This window comes from Lactobacillus ultunensis DSM 16047 (assembly GCF_001436305.1).
Lineage (GTDB): Bacteria > Bacillota > Bacilli > Lactobacillales > Lactobacillaceae > Lactobacillus > Lactobacillus ultunensis.
On record NZ_AZFO01000025.1, the window covers coordinates 1 to 13,921 of the forward strand.

The 13,921-nt window shown below is 33.7% G+C and carries 12 protein-coding genes and 1 other annotated feature; of the genes, 7 read left to right on the forward strand and 5 right to left on the reverse strand.

The window, feature by feature from the left end; genetic code table 11:
- On the forward strand, nucleotides 1-742 hold a 742-nt coding region (locus FC57_RS07570; protein ID WP_236695714.1), incomplete at its 5' end, for an Rgg family transcriptional regulator.
- Nucleotides 743-1,258: 516 nt separating this feature from the next.
- Nucleotides 1,259-1,543 (forward strand): recombinase family protein, encoded by a 285-nt coding sequence (locus tag FC57_RS10715; protein WP_262361620.1) that lies wholly within the window; start codon nucleotides 1,259-1,261, stop codon nucleotides 1,541-1,543.
- Nucleotides 1,544-1,601: 58 nt separating this feature from the next.
- Here the strand turns inward: FC57_RS10715 and FC57_RS07580 are convergent, their stop codons facing one another.
- The 5 genes from FC57_RS07580 to cbpB all read right to left on the reverse strand — a co-directional run bounded on the left by FC57_RS07580 (nucleotide 1,602) and on the right by cbpB (nucleotide 8,787).
- Complete coding sequence (locus tag FC57_RS07580) at nucleotides 1,602-2,243, reverse strand: putative bacteriocin export ABC transporter (RefSeq protein WP_007125907.1); 642 nt, start codon at nucleotides 2,241-2,243, stop codon at nucleotides 1,602-1,604.
- On the reverse strand, nucleotides 2,240-4,327 hold the full coding sequence (locus FC57_RS07585; protein ID WP_040529504.1) for a hypothetical protein: 2,088 nt from the start codon (nucleotides 4,325-4,327) through the stop codon (nucleotides 2,240-2,242). The genes FC57_RS07580 and FC57_RS07585 overlap by 4 nt, the downstream gene beginning before the upstream one ends.
- Before the next feature lie 573 nt (nucleotides 4,328-4,900).
- Nucleotides 4,901-6,070: a cation:proton antiporter gene (locus tag FC57_RS07590; RefSeq protein ID WP_040529506.1), complete on the reverse strand. Its 1,170-nt coding sequence runs from the start codon at nucleotides 6,068-6,070 to the stop codon at nucleotides 4,901-4,903.
- 42 nt (nucleotides 6,071-6,112) lie between these two features.
- Nucleotides 6,113-6,168: a sequence feature (sodium ion sensor (DUF1646 type); this cis-regulatory element may regulate processes involved in with the transportation of sodium ions), on the reverse strand.
- A gap of 151 nt (nucleotides 6,169-6,319) precedes the next feature.
- Nucleotides 6,320-8,176, reverse strand: coding sequence for a heavy metal translocating P-type ATPase (locus tag FC57_RS07595; RefSeq protein WP_007125910.1), 1,857 nt, complete (start codon nucleotides 8,174-8,176; stop codon nucleotides 6,320-6,322).
- Nucleotides 8,177-8,316: 140 nt separating this feature from the next.
- Nucleotides 8,317-8,787, reverse strand: coding sequence for a cyclic-di-AMP-binding protein CbpB (gene cbpB, locus FC57_RS07600; protein WP_007125911.1), 471 nt, complete (start codon nucleotides 8,785-8,787; stop codon nucleotides 8,317-8,319).
- A gap of 594 nt (nucleotides 8,788-9,381) precedes the next feature.
- Here cbpB and FC57_RS07605 point away from each other — a divergent pair.
- The 5 genes from FC57_RS07605 to dltB all read left to right on the forward strand — a co-directional run bounded on the left by FC57_RS07605 (nucleotide 9,382) and on the right by dltB (nucleotide 13,901).
- Complete coding sequence (locus tag FC57_RS07605) at nucleotides 9,382-10,518, forward strand: YncE family protein (protein WP_040529509.1); 1,137 nt, start codon at nucleotides 9,382-9,384, stop codon at nucleotides 10,516-10,518.
- Between the two features lie 15 nt (nucleotides 10,519-10,533).
- Entirely contained in the window at nucleotides 10,534-10,830 is a 297-nt protein-coding gene (locus tag FC57_RS07610; protein ID WP_007125913.1) for a hypothetical protein, read from the forward strand.
- 147 nt (nucleotides 10,831-10,977) lie between these two features.
- The gene (locus FC57_RS07615) at nucleotides 10,978-11,130 is read left to right on the forward strand and encodes a teichoic acid D-Ala incorporation-associated protein DltX (protein WP_007125914.1); all 153 of its coding nucleotides are present in this window, start codon (nucleotides 10,978-10,980) and stop codon (nucleotides 11,128-11,130) included.
- 15 nt (nucleotides 11,131-11,145) lie between these two features.
- Nucleotides 11,146-12,663 carry a D-alanine--poly(phosphoribitol) ligase subunit DltA gene (gene dltA / locus FC57_RS07620; protein ID WP_007125915.1) on the forward strand — a complete coding sequence of 506 codons (1,518 nt, stop codon included), beginning with the start codon at nucleotides 11,146-11,148 and terminating at the stop codon, nucleotides 12,661-12,663.
- Nucleotides 12,663-13,901: a D-alanyl-lipoteichoic acid biosynthesis protein DltB gene (dltB, locus tag FC57_RS07625; protein WP_040529511.1), complete on the forward strand. Its 1,239-nt coding sequence runs from the start codon at nucleotides 12,663-12,665 to the stop codon at nucleotides 13,899-13,901. The genes dltA and dltB overlap by 1 nt, the downstream gene beginning before the upstream one ends.
- The last annotated feature ends 20 nt before the right edge of the window (nucleotides 13,902-13,921 follow it).

Here is a 13,921-nt window from a genome sequence, read left to right on the forward strand (position 1 = left end):
TTTAACTAGCACCACGCGTATTACTGTAGATAATTTGATAGACTTGCTTCATTACAATAATATTCCTATTTGGGAATTTTTTAGTCGTCTCAATCAAACTGATGAAATGAAAAGACAAGAAATAGAAAACTTTGAAAATACTATGCTAGATGCTTTCTATGATAATGACAAAGAAAAAATAAAAAAACTAAAGCCATTAATAGAAGAAAGCAATTTATCTAACAAAAATAAAGAAGATGAGATTTTACAATTAGAAGCATGGTTAGAATCTATGAAAAAACCTGATGAAAAGCCTAATATTGAGTTAAGAAATAAAATAAAGGATAAAATATTTAGTATTCCTAATTTCAATAAAACGAAAGTAACATTATTTTGTAATTTCATTCAATTTTATGATTTTGAAACCGATAAAATTATTGGAAAGAAAATAGTTGAACAATATATAAATACAACCAATACCAAAATGCAAATAGCACTTCTAGCTATAATAGATAATATATTAGCTTATGCACTTAATGATAAAAAGGAAAATTCAGTAAATTATTTTATAGAAAATGGAGAAAAAATCAAAAGTAAACCTGAACTAGTCTTTTATAAATCTGTTTTTTATTTTTTTAAAAATGTAATTAATTATCGATTAACCAATAATAAGGAAAGCTATATAAATGGTAAACGTACTATAAGTTTCTTAATTGATGTAGGTATGAATACATATGGTCATTCTCTAGAAAAACTTCTTTAGATAGGTATGATATACTTCTAAAATAATTTTATATAGGAGTAAATAATATATGAAGAACGAAAAAAGTTATCGCGAACTAAAAAATGAGTTATATAGTGGCTACTTCGTTTGTCTTTTCTTTTTATGTGGAGTAATTTTACGTAATAAAATTCCATGGGAGTGGCTACGAGTAGGAATTATATGTGGATTCATAATAATATTACTCGAACTGATATCTTTACAATATAAGTTTTTTAAGTTTAAAAAAACTCCATCCAAAAAAAGATGAAGTTAAGTAAGATAATCGACGAATAGGTCACAATCTTTTCCATACGCATGATTTTATTTTAGTTTTTTCCTTCGAAAGTCAATAGCTGCACTAAAACGAATATATTTTTATAAAACTCTATTAACTCTAAACATACCTCAACAAGCGAACATGAAAAAGTGTGTCTAGGAAAAAGTCGAATTTTAGTTAATTTTGAGTTTTTTCTAGGCTCTTTTTCATTGTATTCATAAGTTTTAAATATTGGAACAATTGATAATTCACCAAGTGGACGTTTAATCTTCACCGTCTTCAGTGCATTTGCGGAGTTTAAGCGAGATTTAATTGTTAGCAGAACTCAGGAAGGAAAAGCTTGGGCAAAAGCTAACAATCCTAATTTTCATGATGGCATGCCAAGGAAATACGATAAGGAACAAATAGATTTTGCTTGGAAACTTCATACTCAAAATCATATGAGTTACTCTGAAATCAGCAAGAAATTAGGTATCTCCAAAGCTACAATTTATCGACGGTTTAGGGAACTACGAAATGAATAGGATTAATTTATTATTCAGTTAATTCTAGTAATTGAAACTTAAAGTATCATTTTATCAATTATTCTTTATTACTTAGTACAACAACTCTAGGACACTTTTGAGCTAACTCAATATCGTGGGTTACGATAACTATCGTTTTTCCTTTATTATTTAATTTAACTAATAATTTAAAAATTTCATTTCTATTTTTAATATCTAATGATCCTGTTGGTTCGTCGGCTAATACAATTTTACTTGGCTTAATTATGGCACGAGCGACTGCAACTCTTTGTTGTTGACCACCAGATAATTCGAAAATTTTACTATTTAAATAATCTTGAAGTCCTACATCAGTCAGGGCTTTTTTTATTAGTTTAACTTTTTCTTCTTTCTTCTGGTGAACATATTTTAAAGCTAATAAAAGATTTGACAGTACAGATTGGTCTTCAATTAATGCAAAATTTTGAAAAAGATAACTAATATCATTTCTAATAATTTTCTGAGCCAGCGAACTATTAGGTTTTACATTTTTATAGCCCATACAAGTGTATTCACCACTATTAAAGGATTCAATTAAAACAATGATATTAAGTAATGTGCTTTTACCTGAGCCACTAGGACCGATAATTGCAATCATTTCTCCTTCTTTTACTTTTAAATTAAAATTTTGAAAAATTACTTTTTTACCATATTTTTTGGTAATATCTTTTAATTCAATCATTGCAGTCCACCCTTTAATAAAAATGACAATTTTTTACTTTCCAAAAAACCAGCAATTAAATAGAAAATCAACATATCTAATACGGTAATAAGCAGCATTACAGTAATAACTATGTAATTAGCTTTCAAAATAATTAAGGTAATAGTTTCAATTATTCCTAAGAATAATAAGAATAGAAATTCATATTTATAACAATCAATGCGCTTATAACCTAATAACCTTTTTACAGCTAATTCTTTTTGCTTATCTGATACAATACAAAAGATTAAAAATGTCGTAGTAAAAATATTTAAGATAATTACTAATATCAATACAATAGAAAATGCATGTAAACCATTCTGTATATCTTCTACACTTGCAGCAAGCAAAGAATTTAAAGTAGTAAATTTAGGATTCAAATTCTTTACTTTGGGATCTTGGTTTAAAGCCTTCAATAATTTTTTAGTGTTAATATTATTTTCTATTTTAATAGAGCTGTTTTTACCTGTGTTCATTAACATCATTATTTCTAGCTGTGTCATTTTTTTAGTTTTAATAATTTCAAAGATGGGATTATGAAAAACTTTTTTTACGCTTGGATTATAAGTAATAGGAGTTATTTTTCGAGAATAATATTTTATTTTAATAGGTATTGATTGTGGTTTAATTTTTTTCTGCTTTTGATCAGATAATTCATTGTATTTTATACACTGCAAAACATATTTTATCTTTTTATTATGCAACTTTATTGGAACAAGAAAATCAGCATCACCTTTATCTAATCCCGGATATTTTTCTTCTAGGAAATTATTATTAACCATCATTATGTCAATTTTCTCTTGTTCGAAATCACTAATTATTGAATTTTTTAGGGGTAAGACGTCTCTTACAGTGTAAGTATTACTATTAATATAATAAACGCCCTTATTTTTATTTAATCGTTTATACCACTGATATATGGTCTTTTCAGCTTCACTTTCATTACTATTAACAGAAGAACTAATAGAATTAAGCGTTAAAATGCTTCCTTCTTTATTCCATTCAGCTTGGATATTCTTTTCTTTAAGTAAACTATTAAGACCATTAGAAATTGTAAAAAGTAAAATTGTAGTAGTTCCGGCCATTAATATTTTTAGAAAATATGTAACAACTACACCTAAGTTAAAGTGATACCGTTCATGCAATAGATCAGCAATCGACATTTTCCTAATTAATAAGTAAGTAAAAGTATTAGAAAGATAAAATAGCACTAAAATTGCAAATTGCGTGAGCACACAGCTTAAAATAAATCCTTGTGGCTGATAAGGAAAAATAATAAAGGATAATACATCCAAAATTATGGAAGTTGTAAGAATAGTGATAGCCCCTAACTTGGTGAGTCCATTAAAGACAGTTATATTACTCCAACCATTTAATTTTTGGATACCAATAACATTAATCTGTGACATTGGCAAATAGATATTTACCAATATAAAAACTAAAACACAGACAATAGCAATCAAAATTAAACCATATAAGTTATTGTTGGCATATTCAACATAGAAATTTTTAGTGGGGGTCAGCAATTTGTTTGTAGATTGATTAAGATTAATGGACAAATCTTTTAAAAGTCTGGATTTATTGTGTTGCGATACTAAAACCGTATAGACCCCATCAATATTCTTTTTGCCATTTCGATAATATCTAGGTAGGGTTTCTAAGAGAACTTTACTTCTAGAAAAGAAAGTAGGTATTGTATCTAATTGATTTTTATCTTTTGTTTGATAACTAGCGTAAAAATTATTTTGATTATTAAACTTTACTTTTTTCAAACGAAATAATTTTGCAGGAAAGTTTTTGCCAGCTATGACAGATTTTTCAATAATTCCATTCTGACCAGTAGTAGTCAAAATAAATGAAGCATCATATTTATGAGATAAATGCTTAAATAGACTAATTTCCTCATTTGGTGTCATATCACTATTTTGAATATAAAAATTGAATGAATTATTAGTTTGTCCCATTTTCATGACTTGTTCATAATCTTTTGATTGATAAAGATTTATGGTAACAAGGAAACTTAATATAGTTACAATAAAAAGACAAATCGAAGCCATTTTTTTCATAGTTATTCTCCAAAAAAATAAGCATAGATCCATTGCTAGATACTATGCTTAATTAGAAGCGAATATTAAATTATTAATATACGTTCCACCAATATTTTCAGCTAGCAGGACTAACAGCTAATAATGAAGCAGAGACCATCGCAATATTAAATACTTTAGTAAAATGGTTTTTTAATCCCCTGAAAAACATCAAATTATGACAATACTACAATAAACTCTTAACTTTATCATAGCATAATCGTTCTACTTGTGAGAGCGCTTTCTAAAACCTGACAAGTAGAAAAATTGTCATTCCATATTTATAAAAAAGACATACATAATGGTTTTCATTTCCATTAAGTATGTCTTTTAATTTGAAGTTAAACATTAGACTACTCATTAACTACGGCAGCTAGTTTAACTTTCTCTTTATTTACTTTATTCTTCACACTCAACTTAACAACTACGAATAAAATAATTATTTCAACTGCTAAGAGTACAAGCAATACTTGTAACTGCAGCTAATAACTTCAAACATACCTCAACAAGCGAACACGAAAAAATAGCCTAGCGAAAATTTGCTAGGCTATTTCTCTACATAAATTTAGTATCTTTTTGATCTTTTTTAATAAAGTAATTCAAAATAAATGGTGAAAGCACAGTCGTTACGATGATAACTAAAATTAGACTGGAGTAAATGTCTTCGGGGAATAGATGGTGTGTAATCCCGATTTGTGCCACAATCAACGCAACTTCACCACGTGAAACCATCCCAGCTCCGACAATATTACCTTCATTTTTGGTAAAGCCAAAGAACTCACTAGAGTATTTTCCAGCCCAGAACTTGGATAAAACGGCTAAGACGGTCATTACAACGATAAACCAAAGGTCCTTAAAGAAACTAGTAAACGTCATTGAAAGACCGATATCTGCGAAAAAGACAGGAATAAAGATTGAATAACCGATTACGGAAACAGAGGAGTGCACTTCTTTATATTGTGGTGTCTGTCTAATAGCTAAGCCACCGAAGAACGCACCTACAACGGCAGAAAGACCAACAAAGTCAGCAGCCCAAGCCATTGTTAAAGCCAAAACAAGGGAACCGATAACTACGGAGTAATCGACACTAATCTTTTCAGAAGCCTTCATGAAATATGGCGCAACGAACTTAAAGATCAGCCAAACGGCTACAAAGTAGACAGCTTCGATTACAATATTGACGAAAAAGTTATTGGTTAAACCACTTTTACCGCCTTCGTGACTGAAAGTAGTGAATAAACTCAATACTACAACAGCTAAAATGTCGTCGACCACAGCAGCACCCAGGATTGCGGTACCGGCACGCGTATGTAATTGACGTGCTTCTTGCAATACCACAACGGAGATCGATACACTCGTTGCAGCAAAAACAATACCGATGAAGAGTGCCTCAAGCGGTTTCATGCCAAAGAAGTAGCTGGCTAAGCCCATAAATACTACTGGTAGAATTACACCGATGCTGGCTACTGTGAAGCTTAGCTTAAAGTATTTCTTGAGCAGATCTAGGTCACTTTCTAGACCGGCTAGGAACATTAATAGAATTACCCCAAATTCAGAGAATAAACTGACAATATCATTTGGTTTGACCAAATTTAAGATAGCAGGTCCTAATAAAATACCTGATAGTAGTTGCCCAATAACTGCTGGCATGTTAAAACGAGCAAATAATTGCCCAAGCAATACCGTAGTTAATAGGATTAAAATTAATTCCCCTAAAAAATGCATGTCTTCCTCGCTTTCCATTAAAAAGCAAAAAAACTTTCAAGCGCTTCTTGACCCAAAGGAGCAAATCTTGAAAGTTTTTATTTAATAAAAACCCAACCACCAAATAAATGTATTTAGTTGAGTATAATTTTAATATTTTTTTAAAGTAGATGCAAATTACTTTCTCAATGAATTCATTTTTAAATACACCTAAAAAAAGACTCTAGGACAACAATTAGTCCTAGAGTCTTTCATCTCAAATTAAATTATTTACTCTTCGAGTCCAAATTGTTTTTTACTTGGAGTAGTCTTTGCAAGAAGTCCTAAACTGATCGTAATCATATCAACGACTTCCTGTAAAATAGCACCCCAGAATGCTGGAATTACACCAGTGAAGGCGATCAATTCGATGATAATTACTACGCCAATAGCAGTCAAAACATCGATATTAGCAACCTTCATTGTGTGCTTAGAAATTGCAACGGCATCGTTGATCTTAGACAAATCGTTAACCATGATAACCGCATCAGCACTTTCACTGGCTGCCGTAGCACCCTTGGCACCCATTGCGATACCAACATCAGCAGCAGTCAAACTTGGAGCATCGTTAACACCATCACCCGTCATAACGACAGGACGCAAATCTTTAGGTACTTCTCTGATTGCCTTAATCTTTTCTGCTGGCAATAAGTCTGCACGGATATCAGTGATACCAGCCTTGCCACCAACTTTTTCGGCAACTGCCTTGTGGTCACCAGTAAGCATCATAATGTCTTGTGCACCTTGACGCTTCAGCTTAGCAATCGTATCAGGAGTTTCTGGACGCATTTCATCCATTAAGGTAATATAACCAGCAAACTTATTATCGATTGATACGAAGACAGCAGTAGAGTTAACATCGATCTTTTCATGATCAGGTGCGACAAACTTTAATTTACCGACCTTGACATGTTTACCATCAACGTCGCCTTCAACACCTTGTGCTGTTGTTTCTTTCAAGTTAGTAACTGGTTTAATCAGATTCTTATTAGTTGCCTTAACTAATGAACTGGCAATAACGTGACTTGATTGTTGTTCAACACTGGCAGCTAAACCTTGTAATTCGTTCTGAGAGATCGTAGCATCTGCAGGAACGATTTGATCAACTACCAATTGGTTTTCAGTTAAAGTACCGGTTTTATCAAAAGCAAATGTCTTAGCACGTGCTAATTTTTCCAAAGTTGGACCAGACTTAACAATAATATGGTGAGCTGACATTGAACTCATCCCACTGACTAATGCAACAGGTGCAGCAATTAGAAGAGGACAAGGACTAGCAACAACCATAACTTCCGCAAATCTAGTTGGATCTTTTGAAACGGCCCATGCAACGCCACCGATAATTAAGGAGATAATGGTGAACGGAACGGCGTAACGGTCAGCCATCTTAACGAATTTAGCAGGTTGAGCCTGTGATGATTTAACCAAAGCAACGATTGACTGATATTCAGAGTCCTTCGCAGCCTTAGTAACCTTCATTTGTACTGCGGCATCCCCGTTAACAGATCCTGACATTAAATTATCGCCAGGCTTCTTAGCTACAGGAACGGATTCACCAGTAAGTGATGATTGGTCAAAACTAGAATCACCTTTGACAATCTCACCGTCAACAGGAACTTGTTGACCTGGCTTGATTAAAACGATATCACCAATATTCAGTTCATCAACCTTAACCTCTGTAATCGTGCCATTCACTAATTTATTAGCAATACGTGGCGTATTGTTTAAAAGTGAACGCAGTTCCTTGCTGGCTTGACCTGTAGCGTAATCTTCTAGTGTTTCACCACCAGTGGACATTACCAAGATCATCCATTCTGCCCAATAATTGTTAATTAAAATGGTAGAAACAATGGCAATAACAGCAAGAATGTCAACACCGTAACGTCCGGATTTCCAATCCTCAAATATTTCCATCAATAACAAAATGGAAATCCAGATACCCAGAATGTCGATAATAATTGCTTGTGGGTTCATTTCTAATTTTAGAAGTGGCGTTGTAAATAAAGTAGACGTATGTAAGCCAAACTCCAAAATTAAACTTATTACCCCGGCAATTAAAACGACAACAAATTTCCATTGACGTTTCATAATTTTGCCTCCCAAAAGTATATGTATATTACTTACTCACCACATTCTAACATTCTTTAATCAGTTAAATATGCAAAGAGAATTATTATTTAAAGATAATAAAAAGCAATTTGAAAATACCACTTCAAATTGCTTTTCGGTTATTTTATTCTTTTAGATTCGTAGTGCTTGTCGTAAGTGTGCACGACGTAGTTGAAAGCCTTGATCCATTCACGTCTTGTAAGCAAGCCTTGAAAGACGCCGCGATCATCAACTACCGGTAAGAAAGCATTATTAATCAGTAAATGCAGTTGTGTTTCCAAAGTAGTTTGGACGAAATTTATTTTATCAAATTTTGTCTGCATTACGTCTTTTACTTTTAATTCATCTAAAGGGGCGGTCGTAATTGCCTCATTAGTGAGCATTTTATCCGTAATCATGGCTAGACTTAATAATCCAACAACTTTTCTATCTTTGTCTAATACAGGAATCTTAGAATATTTAACTTTGGTCAAAATTAAAAATGCGTGGTAGAGAGGATTGTCCGCTTCTACGAAGGCAATCCGACTGGCTGGAATTAAAAATGAACCTGATTTTTCTTGAATTAAATGCTTAATCGATGGCGAAAACATGTAAGCGCCTCCCTTTCTACCTATAATTATACAGGAAAACAAAAGGAAAAGGCCCGCAAGTTTTTGCGGACCTTATTAGTTTCATCTACTTTGGAGGAGTAAGAATGAATGAAATAAAAAAGTGGGAGTATGTAGCAAGTTTCTACCGCCTTGCTACGATTTATATACTACAGAGTAAATGTGAATTAAAAATGTACAGATTATTATGAAAAGGTAAAGATTTGTTTGAGAAGTACTTAAGGAGAATTTTGAGCAAAAGAAAAGCTCACGCAACGCACGTGAGCCGAAAGGGATAGATATGAAATTGACTAATTGGAGTAAGTCAATTCTTTTTATTTTCATTATTTACTTGGAGGAGTATGAATGAAAAACAAAAAAGTTGAGTTGCAGTAAGTAGAAATCACTTTCCGACTTACTACATCATCTATGTATAACCTGAAATTGTGAAAAAAGTGTGACGAAATGCACTTTTCTTTTAAAAAAACTATATTTTGTTGAAAATAGTCCATTCTGAGTGCGTTAAACGAAAACATAATCTTTTTTGGTTATAATGAAAGACATGGTTATCAACCAAAAATGGAAAGGAGCATTTTCTTGAAAAAAATAGGCAAAAAGATCTTGCATCTGCTGTTGGCACTGCTGATAATTTCAGGAGTAGGAGCAGGTGGTTATTTTGGCTATCAATGGTGGCAAAAACAAGAGATGCTGCAGCAACGTCCTAAAGTGCAAAAAGCTAAGGATGGAACCAGCGTTAGTGCCGCCTGGCATAATTTTGACAATTATCAAAAGACCCTGAGAGAAAATTATTCTTTCATTAACAAAGTTTCGAATTATGTTCCTCCAAGGACATGGGATGGAAAAGATTTTGTTATACCTGGTTTAATTTCAACTAAAAGCTATGATTTTTCTGCAAAAAAATGCAATACTGCAACAGCGATGACTCCTCAGGGAATAGCTGTCGCCAACAAGTATATTTTGTTAACGGCATATGATGGCGAACACAAGCATGCTTCCGTGATATATGTGCTTAATAAGAAAACGGGCAAATATATAAAGACGATCCAAGTTCCTGGTAGACCGCATTTAGGTGGAATTGCTTATGATCCGGTGGCAAAAAATATCTGGATCACTGGGAGCATGGGCAAGTCATCTGCACTTGCTTCATTTTCACTTAAGACTATGAAAGACTATAAGGTAGGTTCGCATACGCCAATTGAATACAATCACCAAATTGCTATTCCTGCGGTAGAAAAAGCTTCTACTGTTACCTATTATGATGGTCAACTATTTGTAGGCTTCTTCAACATGTATGGTCGAGGCAAAGTTGCAGCTTATACCATTGCCCGCAGTGGAAAAAATAAGGGTTCTATTACTAATAATGAAATTAAATCTGTTACTGGAACCTTGCAATGGTCAGACCCAACAGGAGAAACTTCAATGGACAAGCAGATTCAAGGAATAGCGATTTATCAAGATAAAATATTCCTTAGTCAGTCCTATGGTAGTGGAAATTCCAAGCTGTATGTTTTTCCTACTACAGCTTTAAATGCATTGGACGAAAAAAATGCGGAGCTAGTAATAGAGATGCCACCATATTTGGAACAAATTACGGCTTATAAAGGACAGCTTCTTTGCGTATTTGAATCTGCTTCTAGCATTTATGCGCGTCCTGGAATTACAGTAATGGATCGAATTTTATCGATGAACATTAATGCCTTGTTTGGTAATTAATGAAAGGAAAAGAAAATGAATATTAATTATCGCAAAAGAGAAATCTTCCTTTTACGTTTCTCAGGCTGGTTTTGCTTATTTCCAGCAACAGTTTATTTATATCTTTATCAAATGACACATTCGCTATTTTGCGTTGGTGAATTAGTTGTCATTGTCCTTTTTGCAGCATATTTGTTGACGACTGCTAAGAGCGAGCGCTGGACTAAGCCGCAAAATATGATGCGATTAATGATTTTTGCCCTAATTTTTGTGGCATTTATAATTTCTGTACCTTTATATTTTGCCTACCGTGATTGCAAGAGAATACAATAAAGAAAGCGCTTTTTAAATTTCTTTCAAAAAAACTTTGATTTAAGAAAAAGTTTAAATTTGTTAAAATGTATGTCGATAGTGCGTCTAGCGTCGCTATTTGTAGTAAGATAAGGCGAAGTAAGAATAAAGTTACTTGAGGGAGAGAAAATGGATAAGAAAACCAAGATTGACTCTCGAGGCAAACGCATCGGTATGTTTGTCTTAAAGACAATTGTTTATTTCGGAATCCTGATGGCCCTGATTTATTTGTATGAATATAGTGGACTTACGTCAGTTCATTTCATTTACAACGAATTTTAAGGTAGGTGCTGTCAGATGATTCAAGACGTTATTAAAAAAATAGACGAGATAGCTGAAAAAGAACCAAACCGGGTTGTTTATGACTATCTTGGTAAAACCAATACATACGGTGACCTTCAAAAGCGCTCAAATGCTTGGGCACACAAGATTGCTAGCATGGATATCCCTGATCATGATCCAATTATGATCTGGGGTGGTCAAACGTTCGAAATGATTGCTAGTTTCCTTGGCTGTGTTAAATCAGGTCACGCTTATATTCCAATTGCTAGCTACTCAAACGCTGAACGATTGACAATGATTCAAGATGTTTCAAAATCACAATTGGTTTTGGAAATTGACCCATTGCCAGACGTTGATTTAGATGGTGTAAAGGTACTTAAGGCTAGTGAAGTTGAAGATGGCGACTTTACAGTTGATGAAAACAACTTCGTTGAAGGTGATGACAATTACTACATCATCTTTACCTCAGGTACTACTGGTAAACCTAAAGGTGTGCAAATTAGTCATGACAATTTGCTTAGCTTCGTAAACTGGGAACTGTCAGATTTCAATTTGCCAGAAAATCCAAGTTTCTTAGCTCAAGCTCCTTACTCATTTGACTTATCTGTAATGAGTCTTTATCCAGCTCTTGTTTCAGCTGGTAAGTTAGTGGTATTGCCACACGATGTTACTCAAAACTTTGGTCAATTATTCCAAACTTTGCCAAAGATGCAATTTAATGTATGGGTATCTACACCATCATTTGCACAAATGTGCTTCTTGGATAAGACTTTTGATAGTGAACATCATCCAGATTTGAGTCACTTCTTATTCTGTGGCGAGGAATTACCACATAGCGAAGCAGATATGCTTAAGAAGAGATTCCCAGATAGTCACATTTTCAACACTTATGGCCCAACTGAAACAACAGTTGCTGTAACGCAAGTTGAAATTACTGATGAGATTCTTAAGAAGTACGATCGTTTACCAATTGGTAAAGTTAAGGAAGATACTAAGATTACCATTGATACTTCTAAGGGCGATAAGCCTGGTGAAGGTGAACTTATTATCAGTGGTCCTAGCGTTTCTAAGGGTTATATGAATAACCCAGAAAAGACAGAAGCTGCTTTCTTCCGTAACGATGGTGATAAGTATCGTAGCTATCGTAGTGGGGATGCCGGCTTCTTCGATGACGGCGATATGCTCTTCTACCGCGGTAGAATTGACTTCCAGATCAAGTTCAATGGTTACAGAATCGAACTTGAAGAAATCAACTTCTACTTGAGCAAGAACAAATACGTTCGTTATGGCGTTGCAGCACCTAAATATAATAAAGATCATACTGTTAAGCAAATCGTTGCAGAGATCGAATTGAAGCACGGTGTAGCACGTCAACACTCAGAAGCCGCATTGACTAAGGAAATTCGTGAAGACTTGGCTAAAAACGTTATGCCATACATGCTTCCACAACGTTTTGTTTACCAAGACAAATTGCCTATTTCACAAAATGGCAAGGTAGATATCAAGGCGGTAATTAAGGAGGTTAATAAGTAGTGAATTTTAATTTCATTAACTTACAACCTTACTCAAATCCGCAATATTTCGTATACTTGATGATCGCTTTAATTCCAATTATTCTTGGACTTTATTTCGGTCATCGTTTCAAGACTTATGAAGCAATTTTCTCACTTGTCTTCTTGTTCTTGATTTTTGATGGTGATCACTGGGAACAAGGGGTTAACTTGTTAATCTGGTTGGTTTATGAGTTTGCTTTAACCTTTGCTTATCAGTATTACCGCCATCATGGCAAAAATAAGACTTGGGTATTCAGCTTAGCTGTAATTTTGGCAATTATCCCATTAGCTGCAGTTAAGTATTTGATCGCATTTCCTGATAATTCCATTGGCTTTGTAATTGGTTTCTTAGGTATTTCATATGTAACCTTCAAGACCGTTCAAGTTATTATGGAAATGCGTGATGGGGCAATTAAGCAAGTAGATCCTGTAACTTATATAAGATTCTTGCTTTTCTTCCCAACTATTTCATCAGGTCCTATTGATAGATATCGCAGATTTAAGAAAGATTATGAAAAAGTACCTACGCGTGATGCTTACATTACTGATTTGCAATACGCTGTAAGATACTTGTTCCAAGGTTTTTTATATAAATTCGTAATTGGTTGGTTCTTTGGTACTTATTGGTTACCAAAGATCAGCGCAGCAGCACTTGCTGTTGGTAACGCTAATGGTGGTTTGAAACTATCATGGTGGTTGCTTGCTTACATGTATTGTTACAGTATGTACCTGTTCTTTGACTTTGCGGGTTATTCATTATTTGCTGTATCAATTTCATACTTCATGGGCATCCACACCCCAATGAACTTCAATAAGCCATTCATTTCCAAGAATATTAAAGATTTCTGGAATCGTTGGCACATGACGTTGTCATTCTGGTTCCGTGATTATATCTACATGAGATTCACTTTCTTCGCAATGAAGAAGAAGTTGTTTAAGAATCGCATTAGATTATCTCAAGTTTCTTACTTCCTGTTATTCCTGATCATGGGTTTCTGGCACGGTTTAACATGGTACTATATCGTTTATGGTATCTTCCATGCCAGTGCTATCTGTATCAATGATATGTGGCTCAGATTCAAGAGAAAACATAAGAAGCAAATTCCACATAATAAGTTCACTAAGTGGTTCGCTATTTTCTTGACTTTCAATGTAGTTTGCTTTAGTTTCTTGATTTTCTCAGGATTTCTTAGTCAACTATGGTTTGGTTGGCGATAAGCTATATAATAGTGATAAGA

Bases quoted from the DNA above. Each gene is read 5' to 3' on its own strand.
- dltA (WP_007125915.1), top strand. From the start codon at position 11,146: ATGATTCAAGACGTTATTAAAAAAATAGACGAGATAGCTGAAAAAGAA.
- FC57_RS07580 (WP_007125907.1), bottom strand. From the start codon at position 2,243: ATGATTGAATTAAAAGATATTACCAAAAAATATGGTAAAAAAGTAATT.
- FC57_RS07590 (WP_040529506.1), bottom strand. From the start codon at position 6,070: ATGCATTTTTTAGGGGAATTAATTTTAATCCTATTAACTACGGTATTG.
- FC57_RS07595 (WP_007125910.1), bottom strand. From the start codon at position 8,176: ATGAAACGTCAATGGAAATTTGTTGTCGTTTTAATTGCCGGGGTAATA.
- FC57_RS07610 (WP_007125913.1), top strand. From the start codon at position 10,534: ATGAATATTAATTATCGCAAAAGAGAAATCTTCCTTTTACGTTTCTCA.
- cbpB (WP_007125911.1), bottom strand. From the start codon at position 8,787: ATGTTTTCGCCATCGATTAAGCATTTAATTCAAGAAAAATCAGGTTCA.
- FC57_RS07615 (WP_007125914.1), top strand. From the start codon at position 10,978: ATGGATAAGAAAACCAAGATTGACTCTCGAGGCAAACGCATCGGTATG.
- FC57_RS07585 (WP_040529504.1), bottom strand. From the start codon at position 4,327: ATGAAAAAAATGGCTTCGATTTGTCTTTTTATTGTAACTATATTAAGT.